Annotated in this window: 12 protein-coding genes; 6 read left to right on the top strand and 6 right to left on the bottom strand. The window is 71.4% G+C overall.

Annotated features, from left to right (window positions below; all coding sequences use genetic code 11):
- Positions 1-16 precede the first annotated feature (16 nt).
- From DB32_RS15275 to DB32_RS15265, 3 genes are all read left to right on the top strand, one after another.
- Complete coding sequence (locus DB32_RS15275) at positions 17-565, top strand: hypothetical protein (protein ID WP_053233195.1); 549 nt, start codon at positions 17-19, stop codon at positions 563-565.
- Positions 562-1,995: a peptidoglycan DD-metalloendopeptidase family protein gene (locus DB32_RS49070; RefSeq protein WP_083457400.1), complete on the top strand. Its 1,434-nt coding sequence runs from the start codon at positions 562-564 to the stop codon at positions 1,993-1,995. The genes DB32_RS15275 and DB32_RS49070 overlap by 4 nt, the downstream gene beginning before the upstream one ends.
- Positions 1,996-2,083: 88 nt before the next feature.
- A complete protein-coding gene (locus tag DB32_RS15265) occupies positions 2,084-2,893 on the top strand; it encodes an undecaprenyl-diphosphate phosphatase (RefSeq protein WP_053233193.1) in 810 nt (269 codons plus the stop codon).
- Here DB32_RS15265 and DB32_RS15260 read toward each other — a convergent pair whose 3' ends face one another.
- The 5 genes from DB32_RS15260 to DB32_RS15240 form a co-directional block, all read right to left on the bottom strand.
- Complete coding sequence (locus DB32_RS15260) at positions 2,894-3,136, bottom strand: hypothetical protein (protein ID WP_053233192.1); 243 nt, start codon at positions 3,134-3,136, stop codon at positions 2,894-2,896. It lies immediately after the preceding gene.
- Between the two features lie 3 nt (positions 3,137-3,139).
- Positions 3,140-3,550 carry a hypothetical protein gene (locus DB32_RS15255; RefSeq protein ID WP_157069063.1) on the bottom strand — a complete coding sequence of 137 codons (411 nt, stop codon included), beginning with the start codon at positions 3,548-3,550 and terminating at the stop codon, positions 3,140-3,142.
- 136 nt (positions 3,551-3,686) lie between these two features.
- On the bottom strand, positions 3,687-4,040 hold the full coding sequence (locus DB32_RS15250; protein ID WP_053233190.1) for a hypothetical protein: 354 nt from the start codon (positions 4,038-4,040) through the stop codon (positions 3,687-3,689).
- Positions 4,041-4,181: 141 nt separating this feature from the next.
- Positions 4,182-5,015: a hypothetical protein gene (locus tag DB32_RS15245; RefSeq protein WP_157069062.1), complete on the bottom strand. Its 834-nt coding sequence runs from the start codon at positions 5,013-5,015 to the stop codon at positions 4,182-4,184.
- 114 nt (positions 5,016-5,129) lie between these two features.
- On the bottom strand, positions 5,130-8,789 hold the full coding sequence (locus DB32_RS15240; RefSeq protein ID WP_053233188.1) for a DEAD/DEAH box helicase: 3,660 nt from the start codon (positions 8,787-8,789) through the stop codon (positions 5,130-5,132).
- Between the two features lie 631 nt (positions 8,790-9,420).
- Here DB32_RS15240 and DB32_RS15235 point away from each other — a divergent pair.
- Positions 9,421-10,386: a threonine dehydratase gene (locus DB32_RS15235; RefSeq protein WP_053233187.1), complete on the top strand. Its 966-nt coding sequence runs from the start codon at positions 9,421-9,423 to the stop codon at positions 10,384-10,386.
- A gap of 285 nt (positions 10,387-10,671) precedes the next feature.
- Here DB32_RS15235 and DB32_RS15230 read toward each other — a convergent pair whose 3' ends face one another.
- The gene (locus DB32_RS15230) at positions 10,672-12,180 is read right to left on the bottom strand and encodes a M23 family metallopeptidase (RefSeq protein ID WP_083457399.1); all 1,509 of its coding nucleotides are present in this window, start codon (positions 12,178-12,180) and stop codon (positions 10,672-10,674) included.
- Positions 12,181-12,363: 183 nt separating this feature from the next.
- On the opposite strand from DB32_RS15230, the gene DB32_RS15225 reads away from it, so the two are divergent.
- Complete coding sequence (locus DB32_RS15225; protein ID WP_053233185.1) at positions 12,364-14,982, top strand: ArnT family glycosyltransferase; 2,619 nt, start codon at positions 12,364-12,366, stop codon at positions 14,980-14,982.
- Between the two features lie 31 nt (positions 14,983-15,013).
- Positions 15,014-15,466 carry a TIGR02266 family protein gene (locus DB32_RS48230; protein ID WP_053233184.1) on the top strand — a complete coding sequence of 151 codons (453 nt, stop codon included), beginning with the start codon at positions 15,014-15,016 and terminating at the stop codon, positions 15,464-15,466.
- The last annotated feature ends 654 nt before the right edge of the window (positions 15,467-16,120 follow it).

Here is a 16,120-nt window from a genome sequence, read left to right as displayed (position 1 = left end):
TGCTCGTCGCGGCGGCATGCGTCGTCTCGTCGTGCTCTCGCTCCTGCTCGCCGCCTGCGGTCGCGCCCCCGACGCACCGCCCGCGACCCCGGCCGCGCTCGACGAGACCGCCGACCCGCTCGTTCCCGGCCCGACCGTGCCCGATGCGCCGTCCGCGCTGCTCTCGCCGGAGTCGCGCGCCGCGCTCGATCAGGCGCCCTTCCCGATGCTGCTCCTGCCCGCCGAGTACGCGCGCGGCACGATCGTCACGAGCGGCGAGAGCTGGGTCGCGCTCTCGTACCGCGACGACGCGCTCACCATCTCGCTCCACGCCACGAACGTCGCGCACCCGGTCGTCTCCGACGACGAGGTCGTCACCGCGCCGCCGCCCGACGAGAGCGTGCGCGGCGAGCCCGCGCGCGTGACCGTCAACGAGCTGATCCGCAGCGTCGCGTGGACCGAGGGCGACGTCGCGTTCGCGCTCGAGGTCGAGTGCGCGCGTCCCGAGGACGACGCGCGCTGCACCGAGCGCGGCTTCGTGCTCTCGCTCGCCGATCGCCTCGTGCCCGCGGGAGGTGCGCGATGAGGATGCTCGCAGCGCTCGCGTTCGTGCTCGCGCTCGCTCCGTCGATCGCGCGCGCGCAGTTCACGTACCGCCCAGCGGGCGAGCTCGTGTCGGGCAGCGGCCGAGGCCGCGTCGACTCGCGCGTCTACGCGCCGGGGATCCGCTTCCCCGTGCGCGACGCGCCCGCGTACCTGAACTCGCAGGTGTGGGGCGTGGGCGGCAACGAGGGCCCGAGCGGCTCGCAGTGCGACGCGCGGAACTTCTCGTACCCGTGGCGCGACAACTACTGCGAGTCGCGCTCGTGGGACATGCCGCTCTGCCCCGCGGGACAGGGCCACCAGGGCCAGGACATCCGCGGATCGAGCTGCATGAACAACGTGCATCCCGTCGTCGCGGTCGTGGACGGAACGATCACGAACATCGGCTCGTACTCGGTCTACCTCACGGCCGCGGACGGCACGCGCTTCGACTATCTGCACATGGGCTCGGTGCGCGTGAGCGTCGGCCAGCGCGTCACGCGCGGCACCGTCGTCGGCAACGTGTCGAACGCGTTCGGCGGCACGCCGACCACGGTTCATCTGCACTTCAACATCCGCCAGAACGTGAGCGGTGTCGGCAGCGTCTACGTGCCGACGTACATGTCGCTCGTGCGCTCGTACGAGGCGCTGATCGGCCCGAGCACGCCGCGCTTCCGGGCCGAGTACGTGAGCCAGTCGTTCCCGCTCGCGCGCGATCCGTTCCAGCTCGCGCCGGGCGAGGAGCGCGCCGGGCACATCGAGCTGCGCAACACCGGCACCGAGACGTGGCGCCCCGGGCAGACGTTCCTCGGCACGACCGAGCCGCGTGATCGCGCGAGCCCGCTCGCAGGCCCCGACTGGGTCGCGCCGAACCGCGCGGCGACCGTCGATCGCGACGTCGCGCCGGGCGCGACCGGGCGCTTCGCGTTCACCGTGCGCGCGCCGGCGAGCGCCGGCGACTACCCGCAGTTCTTCAACCTCGTGCAGGAGAGCGTCGCGTGGTTCTCCGACTCGGGCGGGCCCGTCGACGGCCAGCTGCAGGTGCGCGTCACCGTGGTGCCGCCGGCCGACGCCGACGGCGACGGCTCGACCCGCGACGTCGACTGCGACGACGCGAACGCGGGCGTGCATCCGGGCGCCGAGGAGACGTGCGGCGACGCGATCGATCAGGACTGCGACGGATCCGATCTCGCGTGCGCGCCCGACCCCGACGGCGGCAGCCTGCCGATCGCCGACGGCGGCAGCATCCCGACCGGCGACGCGGGCACGACGATCCCGGGCGACCGCGACGCCGGGACGTCGCCGCCGACGGCGAGCCCGCGCATCTCGGGCGGATGCGGCTGCGTGGTCGGCGGGCGCGCGCCTTCGCACGCCGGTGCTCTGGTGATCGCCGCGCTCGCGTCGATGATGCTCGTACGTCGTCGGCGTCGCTGACGCGCCGGCTCGCGGCGCGCGCGCCGGTCTGGTACGAGGGCTTGCCGCGCGGCGCCTGCGTGCTCAGGACGCCCGACGCGCCCCTCGCATGGAGCTCTGGCAAGCACTCCTCCTCGGCATCGTCGAAGGCCTCACCGAGTACCTCCCGGTGAGCTCGACGGGGCATCTCCTCGTCACGCAACGCATCCTCGGGATCCCAGAGAGCGACGCGTCGAACGCGTACGCGATCGCGATCCAGGCGGGCGCGATCGTCGCGGTGCTCGCGCTCTATCGGAAGCGCGTCGGGCAGATGGCGCTCGGCGCGATCGGGCGCGATCCGATCGGCGCGAAGCTCGCGATGTGCGTGATCGTCGCGTTCCTGCCCGCCGCGATCGTCGGCTTCGCGCTCGACGATCTGATCGAGAGCGTGCTCTTCGGGCCGTGGCCGATCGTCGTCGCGTGGGTCGTCGGCGGCGTCGTGATCCTCTGGTTCGCGCGCACGAAGCGCAGCCAGGAGGGACGCTCGCTGGAGGAGCTCGGCTGGCGCGCCGCGCTCGCGATCGGCGCGGTGCAGTGCATCGCGATGTGGCCCGGCGTGAGCCGCAGCCTCGCGACGATCCTCGGCGGCGTCGCGGTCGGCCTCTCGCTGTCGGCGGCGGTGGAGTTCTCGTTCCTCCTCGGCCTCGTCACGCTCGGCGCAGCGACCGCGTACAAGTCGCTGCAGCACGGCGCGACGATGCTCGAGGCCTACGGGCCGCTCCCGGTCGCGATCGGCTTCGTCGCCGCGTGGATCGCGGCCGTGGTGTCGGTGCGCTTCATGGTCGGCTGGCTCAACGAGCGCGGCCTCGGGATCTTCGCGTGGTGGCGCTTCGGCGCGGCCGCGATCGTCGTCGCGATGATCGCGGCCGGGATGCTCTGATCACGACGATCGATCAGAGCGATCGCGCGCGAGGTGCTCGACCCGGACGAGCGCGCGCTCGAGGTCGTTGCCGCGCAGGAAGAGACCGAGCGCCTTGCGCAGCGACGGAATCGCGCGGGCGAGCTCGGGCCGCGTCAGCGCCACCGGATCGACGCCGCCGCGCACCAGCGCGCGCCGCACGACGTCCTCCGCGATCACGTGCGAGAGCCCGGTGGCCGCGACCACTTCGTCGACGAGGGCCACGGCTCACTTCCTCGCCGCGCGGAACGCGCTGTTCGCGATGTCGCGCACGTAGCCCGCGAAGAACGCCGCGAGCCAGTCGAGCTCCACGGTGTCGTCGGGATGCGGGAGCCCGCGCGTCGCGAGCACCATCACGCGCGCACACCACGCGACGGTGCCGTGCACGATCGACTCGGGCGACGAGCCCTGCGCGACCAGCCCCGGGATCACGGTGTCGATGTAGAACTCGTACGCGTCGTCGCTGCGCGCGTCGGCGCGCTCGCGGAGGACGTGCAAGAAGCCGTCGACCATCTGCGCGAGATCGTCGCGCGAGTACGATGGCGCGCCTTGCAGCGGCTCACGATCCACGGCGCGCGTCGCCGTCGCGACCAGCGCATCGCGTGATGCCTCGAGCATCTCGACCACTCGGTTCGTCACGTTCCGGCTCCCCCCCGCGCGGAGACGAACGTGATCGCACCGCGCGGGCGGTACGTGGGAGCCCGACGCGACGTCACAAGCTCCGCGATCGCGGCGTCCGCGCGCGTCGAGCCCGCGAACGAGGTGCGTCGTGTCGCTACGGCGACGCGGCGAGCTGCTCCGGCTGCTGCGCGAGGAACGCGCGGTTCGGCCGGGGCTCGAACTTGTGATCCGGGCAGATCTCGAAGAGGCGATCCGCGAGGATGATCCCCCGCACCGTTCCGCGGCTCGGCTGCCATCGGAACGGCTTGTCGCCGCGCACCTCTCGGATCTCCGCGTCGAAGAGCCCGTTGAGCTCGCGCCATCGCTCGGCGTCGGCGCGCGTCGCGAAGACGTACTCCTCGCAGGGCAGTGTGCGCTCTCGCCGCAGCACCACGAAGCCACGGAAGTCGAACGAGTCGACCAACCCGTCGCAGTGATCGCACGCGAACGAGAAGAAGAGCGCTCGCATCGCTCGCTGGCAGTTGGGACACCGCATCGCAGTCACACCTCGCGGCGTCGCCGAGCTCGACGTTCAGCGGAGCTCCACACGCCTGCGCCGCACCCACTCATCTGAGCGCAACGCACGCGAAACCAAGAGATCAGAACGCGGTCAATCAGGCCAGCGTCGCTCGTGCTGGAGCCGCGCGCAGAGGCGCTCGAGCGCGGGTGCATCGAGCGTCGCGATCGCTCGCTCGCGCGCCTCGTTCCACTCGATCCCGAACGCTTCGCAGAGCATCCGCACCGCAGCGCGCAGCCCTTCGGCGCGCCCCTGCGCGACGTAGTGACGCGCGAACTCGCTCCGGTACTCGTACCCTTCCAACTTCATGCTGGCCTCCAGCGCCGCCCGCGCGACATCCGCGAGCGCATCGAGCACGACGTCGAAGTAGAGCTTGCCACGGTCCTCGTCCCGCAGCCCCACCTCGCCCGCGGCGACGAGCGCCGCCACCCCGATCTCGACGGCGTGCCGTGCGTCCTTCCCGTGCGCCATCGCCGACAGCACCGCGAGCTCGGGCGCGGACTTCGCCGCGTCGACGTCGAGCACCCGCGGGATCTCCGGCGGGCCGATCACCAGCGGGGTGAGCGCCCCGCCCTGGAACGTCTCGATGGGTCGCTTCGCCCATGCGCTCACCGCTTCGTCGAGCGCGATCACCACGAGCCACGCCGCGCGCGCGTGCTTCGCGTGCGCGCTCGCGAGATAGAGCGGCCACCGCGCGCGCTTCAGATCGTTGCGCGCGCGCTGCACCTCGACGACGACCACGACCTCGTCGCCCACGACCACGAGATCCGCGACGTACGCCGCAGGCTCGAGCTCGTGGAACGCGGCGCTCGACTCGACGAGGTCATCGCCGAGCTCGACTCCGAACGCGTCGCGCACCAAGCGCGCGAGCACGCCCGGCGCGTCGCGCAACAAGAGCAGCGGCAGCTCGTGGTCCGTCGACGGCACGCGCGTGCTCCATCGCACCGCGCGTGCCGCGCTCGGGAACCGACGTAATAGTGGTGATTCGCGCGCGGCGATGACGGAACCGCCAGCCAGGTGCTGGCGGCCGCCACCCTCGAATCAGTCGCTGAACAGCTCGTCGATGTCGGCCTTCGTCAGGCCCTTGAGCGGCGTGCTCTCGGTCGTCAGCACGTTGCTCATCAGCTCGCGCTTCTTGTCGCTGAGCTGGAGGATCTTCTCCTCGACCGTGCCCTTCGCGATCAAGCGATACACGGTCACGACCTTCGTCTGACCGATGCGGTGCGCGCGGTCCGTCGCCTGATCTTCGACCGCGGGGTTCCACCACGGATCGAAGTGCACGACCGTGTCCGCGCCCGTCAGGTTCAGACCCGTGCCGCCCGCCTTCAGCGAGATGAGGAACGCGTCGACGTTCTCGTCCTTGTTGAAGTGATCGACGCGGTCCTGACGATCCTTCGTCGAGCCGTCGAGGTACTCGTAGCGGATGCCGTCCTGATCCGCCGCGCTCTTGATCAGCTGCAGCATCTCGACGAACTGCGAGAACACGAGCACGCGGTGCCCGCCCGCCTTCGCCTCCTGCAGGATCTCGCGGAGCGCCGAGAGCTTACCGCTCGTCTCGTCGTTCCACTCGCCTTCGCGCGCGTTCATCTTCGTGAGGCGCGGATCGCACGCCGCCTGACGAAGGCGCGTGAGCGCCGCGAGGATCTGGATCTGCGCCTTGCCGACGCCCTGCTTCTCGACCTCGCTCATCACGCTCGCGCGGACCTGCGAGAGCATCTGCTTGTAGAGCTTGGCCTGATCGTCGGCGAGCGGGACGATCATCTCCTGCTCGATCTTCGCCGGCAGCTCCGGCGCGACCTCGCCCTTCGTGCGGCGCAGCACGAACGGATGGATGATCGCGCGCAGCTTCGCGACGGTCTCCTGATCACCGCGCTCGACCGGACGCGCGTACTTCTCCTCGAACGTCTTCAGCGAGCCGAGCAGGCCCGGCGAGACGAAGTCGATGATCGACCAGATCTCGCTGAGGCGGTTCTCGATCGGCGTGCCGGTCAGCGCGAGGCGGCGCTCGCTCTTGAGCTTCTTCGCCGCGCGCGCCGTCGCGCTCAGCGGGTTCTTGATGTGCTGCGCCTCGTCGAGGATGACGTAGCGGAAGTCGATCTCGTTGAGCAGCTCCTCGTCGCGACGGAGGAGCGCGTACGACGTGATCATCACGTCGGTGTCCTCGATCTCGTCGCGCTGCTCGTGGCGGTCGGGGCCCTGCCAGATCAGCGTCGAGAGCGACGGCGCGAACTTCTCGATCTCGCGCGCCCAGTTGGGCACCACGCTCGTCGGCGCGACCACCAGCGTCGGCTTCTGCTGCTTGGTCTTGTTCTTGAGCCAGAGCAGCATCGTGATCGTCTGCAGGGTCTTACCGAGACCCATGTCGTCCGCGAGGATGCCGCCCGTGCCGAGGTTGTGATGGAACACGAGCCAGCTGAAGCCGCGCTTCTGGTAGTCGCGGAACTGCTGGACCTTGAGGTTCCTCGGCTTCGCGATCTGCTCGATCTCGCCGATCTCCTCGAGCTTCCCGAGGATCTCCTTCGCCTGCGGCGAGACGCTGCTGTTGCCGACGATGCGCAGCAGATCCTGGATGCGGCCCGCCTGCGAGAGCGGGACCTTCGCGCCTCCGCTCGTGCCCGCGACGATCTCCGCCATGCGGTCGAGCACCTCGCGCACTTCCTCGGCCTTCACCGGCGCGAACGTGCCGTCGCTCAGCTTGACGAGGCGACGCCCCTTCTCGAGCGCGTTGCGCAGCTCGTCCTCGTCGACCGCCACGCCGCCGGCGTTGAACGTCATGTCGAGCGAGAGCCAGTCGACGCCGCTCGCGACGCGCACCTGCGCCGTGACGCTCGCGTCGCGCACCTTCACCGCGCGCAGATCGTGCGGGATGAGCTTCTCCCAGCTCTCCGGCAGCGACGTGATGCCGTTCGTCCAGAACGACACCGCGCCGTCGCCCTTCGCGACGAGCCCTTCGCGCGTCTCGTCGACCGCGAAGCCGAGGTTCATCAGCTGCTGCACCGAGCTCATCTCGGCGCCGACGTCGCGACGCACCACGCGCGGCCGGCCACCGGCCTCGCGCGGCGGGAGGAACGCGAGCGGCGACGGGAACTCCGCGGGCGGGATCGGGAAGAGCTGCTCGCCGTAGTAGACGCTCAGCTTCGCGCGCGCCTCGATGATGTCGCCGTCCAGCTGCAGCTTGAAGCGCGGCGCGGCGTCGACGAGATCCGCGACCTGCGAGAGATCGGGCAGCTCCGCGCCGAGCGACGCGGCCACGCGCGGGATGCCCTCGCCGAGCAGGCGCGGCAGCTCGCCCATCGGATAGATGAGCGCGGGCGAGCGATAGAGACGCTGCAGCCACGCGGGCGTGACGCTCTCCGCGACCGGGCGCGCGATGCCTTCCGTCGTGTCGACGTGCCAGCCCGGCGTGCCCTCGAACCACGCGCCGCTCGAGAGCGGGAACCGGCGCAGGCCGCCCTTGCTCTCGAACACCACGCGCACGCGACACGTGCGGCCGTTCGCCTGATCGAGCTCGATGCGCGGCTTGAGCGTGTCGTCGGCGAAGCGCAGCTCCATCGACGCGGGCTCGAGCAGCACGCGGCGATCCTTGAGCATGCTCAGGACCTCCGCCGCGTCCTCGGCGCGCAGCTCCGCGGTGGCGGGCGTGTTGCGCGGCGTGTGGCGCGCGAGCGCGCGCATGATCTCGCGCGTCTGACCGGCGACCGCGTGGAACGCCGCGAGCGCGTCGGTGATCGGCACCGCGGTGCGCGTGCCCGCGATCACCGGCGTGATCGTGATCGACGCCGATCGCACCTGCATGCGGAACTCGAGGTCGAACGGCTTCGTCTGCTCGTCGGGCCCGGGGAGCCACGCGTCGAGCACGCCGCGCGCCTCGTTCGCCGCGGCGACCGAGAGCGGCGCCGATCCCGGGCGCTCCGTGTACGCGAGGTTCCCGGTCAGCACCGCGCCCGGAGGCGGCAGGACCGCGGGTCCGGGCTCGCGCGTCGTGAGCACCTCGAGGTGCGAGACGCCGTTGGTCTCCGCGCCGCGACGACGACGGCGCGAGCGACGACGCTTGCCGCCGACGCTCACGGTGTGGCTCGTGCCCGGCGGGATCTCGGTCGTCGTCTTCGGGTGCGCGGGCGGGCTCGACGCGGGGCGATCCTGCTGCGGCGCCTTCGGGCGCGGCGGGCGCTCGCGATCGCGGAGCGCGACGAGCAGCGCCGCGACGTGCTTGCAGTGCTGCGTCGGACCGCGGAACCCGGCGCACGTGCACGACGACGTGAACGCGTTGTCCTCGCCGAGGACCAGGCGCGGCTCGTAGGTGTCCTGCTTGACGTGGATGCGGGCGTGCGCCTCGCCGTCCTGCGTCTCGAGCTCCTTCACGTCACCGCGGCGCGCGTACTGTCTGCCTCGCAGGAACGCGTTGCCGCCGACGACTCGCTGGATCGCGCGATCGGAGAAGCGCGAGACGTGCTGCGCGACGCGGCTCGGATCGGGGACGCGCGCAGGCGCTTCGTCGTCGTCGTCCTCTCCGTCGTCGTCGTCGTCCCCGTCGTCGGCATCGCCGTCGCTGTCGGCATCGGCGTGCTGCCGAGCTCGGTGGGGACGATCGTCGGCGCCTTCGTCGAGCGCGCCTTCGGGACCATCGTCGTAGCCCTCGTCGCCGTCACCTTCGGAGGCGTCGAGAGCCAGATCGTCGAGCTCGGGATGCGTGTCCGTCATGGACCTCTGGAGACCGTGCAGCTGTTTGCAGGGGGCCCCGGCCCTGCATGTCGGCGCGCCCTCGAGCGGGCTCGAAGGCGCTGCCTCGGCGCGCCGTGCTCCGAGGCGAGTGGGCCCCGAGGCGTGAGCCTCGGGTCGGCGCGTTCCCTCCGCAGGACGAGAGCCCCGCAGCGGGAAGGGAAGAAGAGGCCCTCGGGGCGCGAGGGCTCGTGGAAGGTCCGGGCCGCGGCCGATCAGGTCGGCCGAGCACGGGAGCAGCACCCGCTACGAACGGCGTCGAGGGCGCGCCAGAGGCTCGATGACTTCTGCGAGAAACTCCAGCGCCCCGCCCGATTCCGCTGTCTCGTGTGCGCCGTCCTGCCTCGGAAGGCAGCCGCTTCACCCGCCACCACGGCTCCTTCTCACGACCACGTGCTGCGTGGGAGCAACCTCCCTGGAAGCACGCGCTCGGTCGACGAAGGCGAGGCCCCGGGCTCCGCGCGGAGCGAACGGAACGGATCGGTGGGGCTTATGGCATGGGCCCACCTCGGGCGCAAGAGGGCGCAGAGGGGCCGCCCACACCCGCCAGTCGACCGCCCTCGCTCCTCCGTTACAATCGGCGACTCGCCGAATCCGGAGGTTCCCAGAGGTCATGCCCGTTACTTTCCAGGACGTTCTGCGCGCGTGGCCCGTGGTGCACCGCTGGCTGCCGCGGACGCCGCTCTATCGCTACCCCCTGCTCTCCGCGCGATGGGGCGTCGACGCCTGGGTGAAGCACGAGAACCACATGCCGATCGGCGCGTTCAAGGTGCGCGGCGGCGTGAACCTCTTCGCGAACCTGAGCGACTCGCAGCGCGCCCGCGGCGTCATCACCGCGACGCGCGGCAACCACGGCCTGTCGCTGGCGTGGGCGGCGCGCGCGTTCGGATCGCGCGCCGTGATCTACGTGCCGAAGGGGAACAACCCGGAGAAGAACGCGATCATGAGCGCGCTCGGCGCGGAGGTCGTGGAGTTCGGGCGGGACTTCGACGAGGCGCGCATGGAGGCCGAGGCGCGCGCGCGAAACGAGCTTCTGCGCTACGTGCACCCGGCGAACGAGCCGCTGCTCATCGCGGGGATCGGCACGATGGCGATGGAGATCGCCGAGGAGCTGCCCGACGCCGACGCGGTGATCGTGCCGATCGGCGGCGGCAGCCTGCTCGCGGGGACGATCGTCGCGCTGCGGACGCTGCGCCCGGACATGCAGATCATCGGCGTGCAGGCGGAGCGCGCCGACGCGATGGCGCGCTCGCTCGAGGCCGGGAAGCTGACGAGCATCGAGAACGCCGACACGTTCGCCGACGGCCTGGCGACGCGGTTCGCGTTCGAGCTGCCGTTCGAGATCGCGAACGGCAAGGTCGATCGTGTGGTGCGCGTGAGCGAGGACGAGATGAAGGAAGCCGTCCGCACCGCGCTCGAGGGCACGCACAACGCGGCCGAGGGCGCGGCGGCGGCATCGTACGCGGCGGCGTTCAAGCTGCGCGGCGAGCTTGCGCGGAAGAAGGTCGTGATCCTCCACACCGGGCACAACATCGACCGCAACACCCTGCGGTGGGCGCTCGGTCTGTTCGACGCCTGAGGTCCGAGCCGGTGAATCTCGGAGATTCGGCGATCGATTTCAGAATCGACCGGTGAATCTCCGAGATTCGGCGATCGATTTCAGAACCGCCGGGTGAATCTCCGAGATTCGGCGATCGATTCCAGAATCGCCCGGTGAATCTCCGAGATTCGGCGATCGATTTCAGAACCGGCGGGCGAATCTCCGAGATTCGGCGATCGATTCCAGAATCGCCCGGTGAATCTCCGAGATTCGGCGATCGATTTCAGAATCGCCCGGTGAATCTCCGAGATTCGGCGACGGGCGTCAGTCCATCACGTCTTCGGTCGCGGCGACCGGATGCGCCTCCGGCGCCTCTCGGACCGCGACCTCGGGGATCTCGATCGCGTCGAGCTCTCTCCGCAGGCTCGCGAGCTGCGCGCGGAAGCGGCCCATCTGCGCCGCCGGGAGCATGCGCCCCGGGCCGTTCAGCTCGCGCCCCGGATCGACGAACCCGCCGTGCCTCTTCAGGCCGAAGTGCAGGTGCGGGCCGGTGCTGCGCCCCGTCGATCCGACGTAGCCGATCACCTGGCGCTGCGTGACCGTATCGCCCCGCGAGAGGCCCGGCGCGAAGCGCGAGAGGTGCGCGTAGAACGTCTCGTAGCCGCCTTCGTGGCGCAGCGCGACGAGGTTCCCGTTCGCGCCGCGCGCCCCGATGAACGTGATCACGCCGTCCGCCGCGGCCCACACCGGCGTGCCGGTGCCCGCCGCGTAGTCGATCCCGTTGTGCGGCATCACCCGGCGCAGCACCGGGTGCATGCGGCGCGGGTTGAACGGCGAGCTGATGTGATCGTAGCGGAGCGGCGTGCGCAGCCATCCGCCGTGCACCGCGCGGCCGGTCTCGTCGTGGAAGTCGCCCTCGGCCGGGCGTCCGCCCGCCGCCGCGCGCGTCTCGAACCAGAACGCGCGCAGCACGCCGCGGCGCTGGCTGCGGTACTCGATCGCCCACACCGTGCCGTAGCCGAGGAACTGTCCGTCGATGCGCTCCTCGTCGAGCAGGATGCGGAACGCGTCGCCGGCGCGCGTCTCGGTGTTGAAGTCGATGCGACCATCGAAGGTCTCGACGAACGTGCCGACCATCGCGCGGCCGAGCCCCGCGCCGTCGAGCGCGGCCCCGAGCGACGTCGCGACCGTGCCGCCGCGCGCGAGGCGCGTGCGCTGCACCGGCACGTCGACCTGACGGCCGAGCCAGCGGCTCCCGTCGCGCACCGCTTCGTAGATCTGCGTGATCGACGCGCGGTACTCGAAGCGCACCAGCGATCCGTCGGCGTCGCGCTCGACCACGATCTGGTGCTCGGGGCGACAGCGGCGGAAGTCCATCACGCCGGTGAGCGCAGTGGTCAGCGCGTCGGCGTCCGCGCCGCTGAGCCCGGCGTTGGTGAGCGCGGGGCGGAACCCGACCGCGCGACCGAACGCGTGCGTCGTGCGCGTCCCGCCGGGCACGCCGGTCGACTCGATCGCGAGGGGCTCGGGCGGCGGAGCGGGCGGACCGGCGTCGATCGCGAGCGGGCCCGCGTCGTGCGGCGGCGAGAACCCGACAGCGAGCGGCACCGCGGGACCTTCGGCCGCCGCGGGCACCTCTCCGCCCTCGCCTTCCGGCGGCGGGCCGGGCACCAGCGCGACGACCGCGGCCGCGATCCCCGCGATCGCGAGGAGCGCCACGACGACGAGCAGCTGCTTCTGCCGCGTCGAGCGGACGTCGTCACGGAGAAGAGGCATGCCCACCGACGGGAGCGGGCGGTGCGTCGGAATCCCGCTCGGGGTCTCGTCGGCCATCGGCGGCCGGAAGGGTTATCAGCCGAGCACCGGGAGATCAAACGCACTCCGCCCTTCCTCGCGCGCGACGTCTTGGCGTGGCTGGTGTCGTGCGGCTACGCTCCGCCGCCGACGAACAAGGCCGCTGCGATCGGCGCCGCCGCTTCGCCTTCGATCTCACCGCGCCTCAATCGACTTCGCCGCATGGAGCTTCCGATCCGTACGGCCCGCATCGCGGCGGGCGTGACCTTCGTCGTCGCCGCGGTGCTGGTGCTCGCGGGCATCTGGAGCTTCGGCATCTGGGATCCCTGGGAGCTCGCGAGCGCCGACGTCGCGCGCCGGCTCGCCGCCGGAGAGCCGCCGACCGATCGCGGGACGCTCGACGTGCCGCCCCTCGGGCCATGGCTCGTCGCGCAGGGCTTCTCGATCTTCGGGATCCACGAGTGGTCGGGGCGCGTGCCGATCGCGATCTCGGCGCTCGCGGCGGTCGCGATCGGCTACTGGCTCGTCGCGCGGTTCGCCGGACGCCGCGCCGGCATCTACGCCGCGCTGATCGCGTGCACGAGCCCGCTCTTCCTCTTCAACGCGCGGCAGATGATCGGCGCCGGGCCCGCGTTCGCGGCGCAGGCGGCGGTGTTCCTCTGCGCGGCGTCGCTGCTCTTCCAGCCGGAGCGCGCGGAGTCGGCGACGCTCCGCGCGCCGGTCGCGCGCGCGCTGTGGGGCGTCGGGCTGCTCGCGTCGATCGCGCTCTCGACGCTCGCGAGCGGCGTGCTGCTCGGCGTGCTGCCTGCGCTCGGCGCGATCGCGGCGACGGCGATCGCGCGCGGAGAGCTCGCGCCCGAGCGGCTTCGCGCATCGGGGGAGGCGCGCGTGCGCGCGGGGATCGCGTGGGCGGTCGTCGTGGGGAGCGCGCTCGTCGCGATCCACGTGGCGCGGCTCGTCGCGATCGACGCGGACGTCTACAGCGCGTGGATCGGTGGCATCCCGCGCGGCGGCAACCCGCCGACGTTCGAGCGCGTGCTCGAGCTCGTCTTCCACTCGTTCGCGCCGTGGAGCGCGCTCCTGCCGATCGCGATCGGTCGCGCGATGGCGGGACGCGCCGAGGGCGAGGCGCTCGTGCCCGCGACGTTCGCGGAGGAGCCCTCGCTGCGCATCGGGCTGGTGCTCTGGGCGGCGTTCGGGTTCTGCGCGCAGACGATCTACGTGTCGCGCTTCGGCAGCGCGACGTTCCTGCCGGTGATCGCGCTCGCGGGATCGGTCGCGCTGCTGCTGCGCGACGTGGAGCGCGCGGGGCGCGGATCGTGGGCGGCGGGGCTCGTGACGTTGCTGCTGTCGGCGCTCTTGCTGCGCGACTTCCGTGGATACCCGGTGAGCCCGGCCTCGGGCCTCGGCATCGACGGGCTCGCGCTGCCCGAGGACTTCCCGCGCTCGAGCGGATGGGTCGCGCTCCTCGCGCTCTTCGGCGTGACGGCGATGCTCGGGCTCGGGGTGGATCGAGAGGAGGCGGTGCGCTTCCGCGATCCGCGGCCCCTGTTCCGCACGCAGTGGCAGCGCGGCCCGGGCTTCCGCGCGTGGATGATCTTCTTCCTCCTGGTCCTCGCCGCGTGCACCGTGTTCGGGCTCGAGTGCTTCCTCGTCGGCGACGATCGGCCCTACGAGGCGCTCCTCACGGTCGCGGCCGTGACTGGCGGCCTCGGCGGCGCCGCGTGGCTCGGCGTGATCGGCGTCGCCGTCGCGTACGGGCTCGCGACGAGCGACGACAAGCGCGCGGGCCTCGGGCGCATCGTGCTGGGGCTCGCGATCGCCGCGGTGCTCCTCACGTCGATCGCGATCGCGAACGTGATCCTCGGTCAGCCGCAGGTCTCGAGCCTCGCGGTGCGCATCGGCCGCGTGCTCGCGTTCATCGCCCCGGCCATCGCGCTGCTCGTGGCGATCGTGCTCGGTGGGCGTGCCGCGTTCCACTTGATGGGCGAGTGGTCGCTCGCGCCGATGCTGCTCGTCGGCGTGGTGATCGGCGGGTACACGAGCTTCATCTTCCAGCCGAAGATGAGCTCGCACTTCTCGCCGCGAGAGGTCTACGACGCGTACAACGATCTCGCGTCGCAGGGCGAGCCGCTCGGCGAGTATCGCGTCGGTGGGCGCGCTGCCGCGTACTACGCGCACGGCGAGGTCGAGGAGCTGACCGAGCAGAACGCGGTGCTCGAATTCCTCGGGCGCCCGGAGCGCGTGTGGCTCGCGTTCCGCGCGGACGATCTCGCGCAGCTCGATCGCGCGTACCGCCAGCGCACGAACCGCCACCTCTTCGTCGCGGACGCGTCGAGCACGCGCGTGCTCCTCGCGACGAACCAGCCGCCGGAAGGGCTCGCGAGCGAGAACTATCTCGCCGACGCGATCCTCGACGAGGTGCCGCAGGTGCAGCATCGCGTCGGCGCGAACTTCGATCGGCGCGTCGAGCTCGTCGGCTACGACCTCGATCTGCCGGGCGGACACAGCGTGGGCCCGGGCCAGCAGTTCACGGTGACGTGGTACTGGCGCGTGATGGCGCCGGTGCCTGGCAGCTACCAGATCTTCCTCCACGTCGACGGCGCGGGGCAGCGCTTGAACGGCGATCACGAGCCGGTCGACGGGCACTACCCGGTGCGGCTCTGGGACGAGGGCGACATCGTGGTCGATCGCCAGACGCTGCGCGTGCCGGCGAATTTCCCGCCCGGTCAGTACACGTTCTTCATCGGCTTCTACGCGGGTGAGTCGCGGCTCGACGTGGTCGAGGGTCCGACCGACGAGGTCGACCGCGCGCGCGCGGGTACGCTCCTGGTGCGTTGATCTCGCGACACGACTCGGCTATGCAGCGCGCGTGAACGACGGGGGCAAGAAGACCGACGAGGTCGCGTCGCAGGAGCGCGACGTCTCGACGGCCTCGGCGCCCTCGGAGGACTCCGGCGAGACGAGCGGCAGCGAGCGTCGTTCGTACGAGCGCTTCGACACGCGCATCCACGTGGACGTGACGAGCGGCGAGACGTTCCTCTTCGCCTACATCACGAACATCAGCGAGATGGGCATCTTCGTGCGCTCGGAGTCGCCGCTGCCGATCGGCACGGAGCTGCGGATGCGCTTCGCGCACGACGAAGGTGGCGAGCTCGAGCTGAGCGGCATGGTCGTGTGGATCAACCCGCTGCGTGCGAATGGCGACAATCCGAACCCGGGCATGGGCGTGCGGTTCGAGTCGCTGACCGCGGAGCAGCGCGAGCAGGTGGTCGCACTGGTTCGGACCGTCGCTTATCTGCAGGACGATACGCAGGGGAACTGATCTCGATCTGATCTCGATCTCGAGATCTCGAGCGCAGGTGGTTCGGCCCGGGCGCGTGGCAGGGGCTCCTCGCTAGTCCTCGCGACCAGCCGATCAGAAGCGGCGCGAGGTTCGGGAGGCGGGGTGTTCGCGTCTCGCGATGCGAGACGCGAACCGTGCACGATGTGATTGCCGTCGTGTGGCCGTCGCTGCGGGATCGCTCGGAGCCCCTGCCACGCGCCCTGCTGCACGGCTTCGGCTCGCATGGCGGGAACGGACGCACGCCGGTGTTTTTGGAGGCGGGAGCGGCTCGCGCGAGTCCCGCGCGCTTCGCGCGGGATTCGCACGAGCCGCGTTCAGCAGCGCGCGCTTCGCGCGCGACTGGAGCCAATTGGCCGTCGGCTCGAATGCGAGCGAATGCTCGGATTCATGCGGTGGACGTTCCGGGCTCCGACGCGGACACGGACTCCGACGCGGACACGGACGCCGACGCGGACACGGACGCCGACGCGGACGCGAATTTCGACGCGGACGCGGACACGGACGCGGACTCCGACGCGGACACGGACGCCGACGCGGACACGGACGCCGACGCGGACACGGACGCCGACGCCGACGCGGACGCTGACGCCGCCGCCGACGCGGACGCCGACTCCGACGCTGACGCGGACGCCG

The sequence above is a fragment of the Sandaracinus amylolyticus genome (assembly GCF_000737325.1).
GTDB classification, from domain to species: Bacteria; Myxococcota_A; Polyangia; order Polyangiales; family Sandaracinaceae; genus Sandaracinus; species Sandaracinus amylolyticus.
The sequence above is the reverse complement of the archived record's forward strand: the minus strand, read 5'-3'. Positions and strand labels throughout refer to the sequence as shown.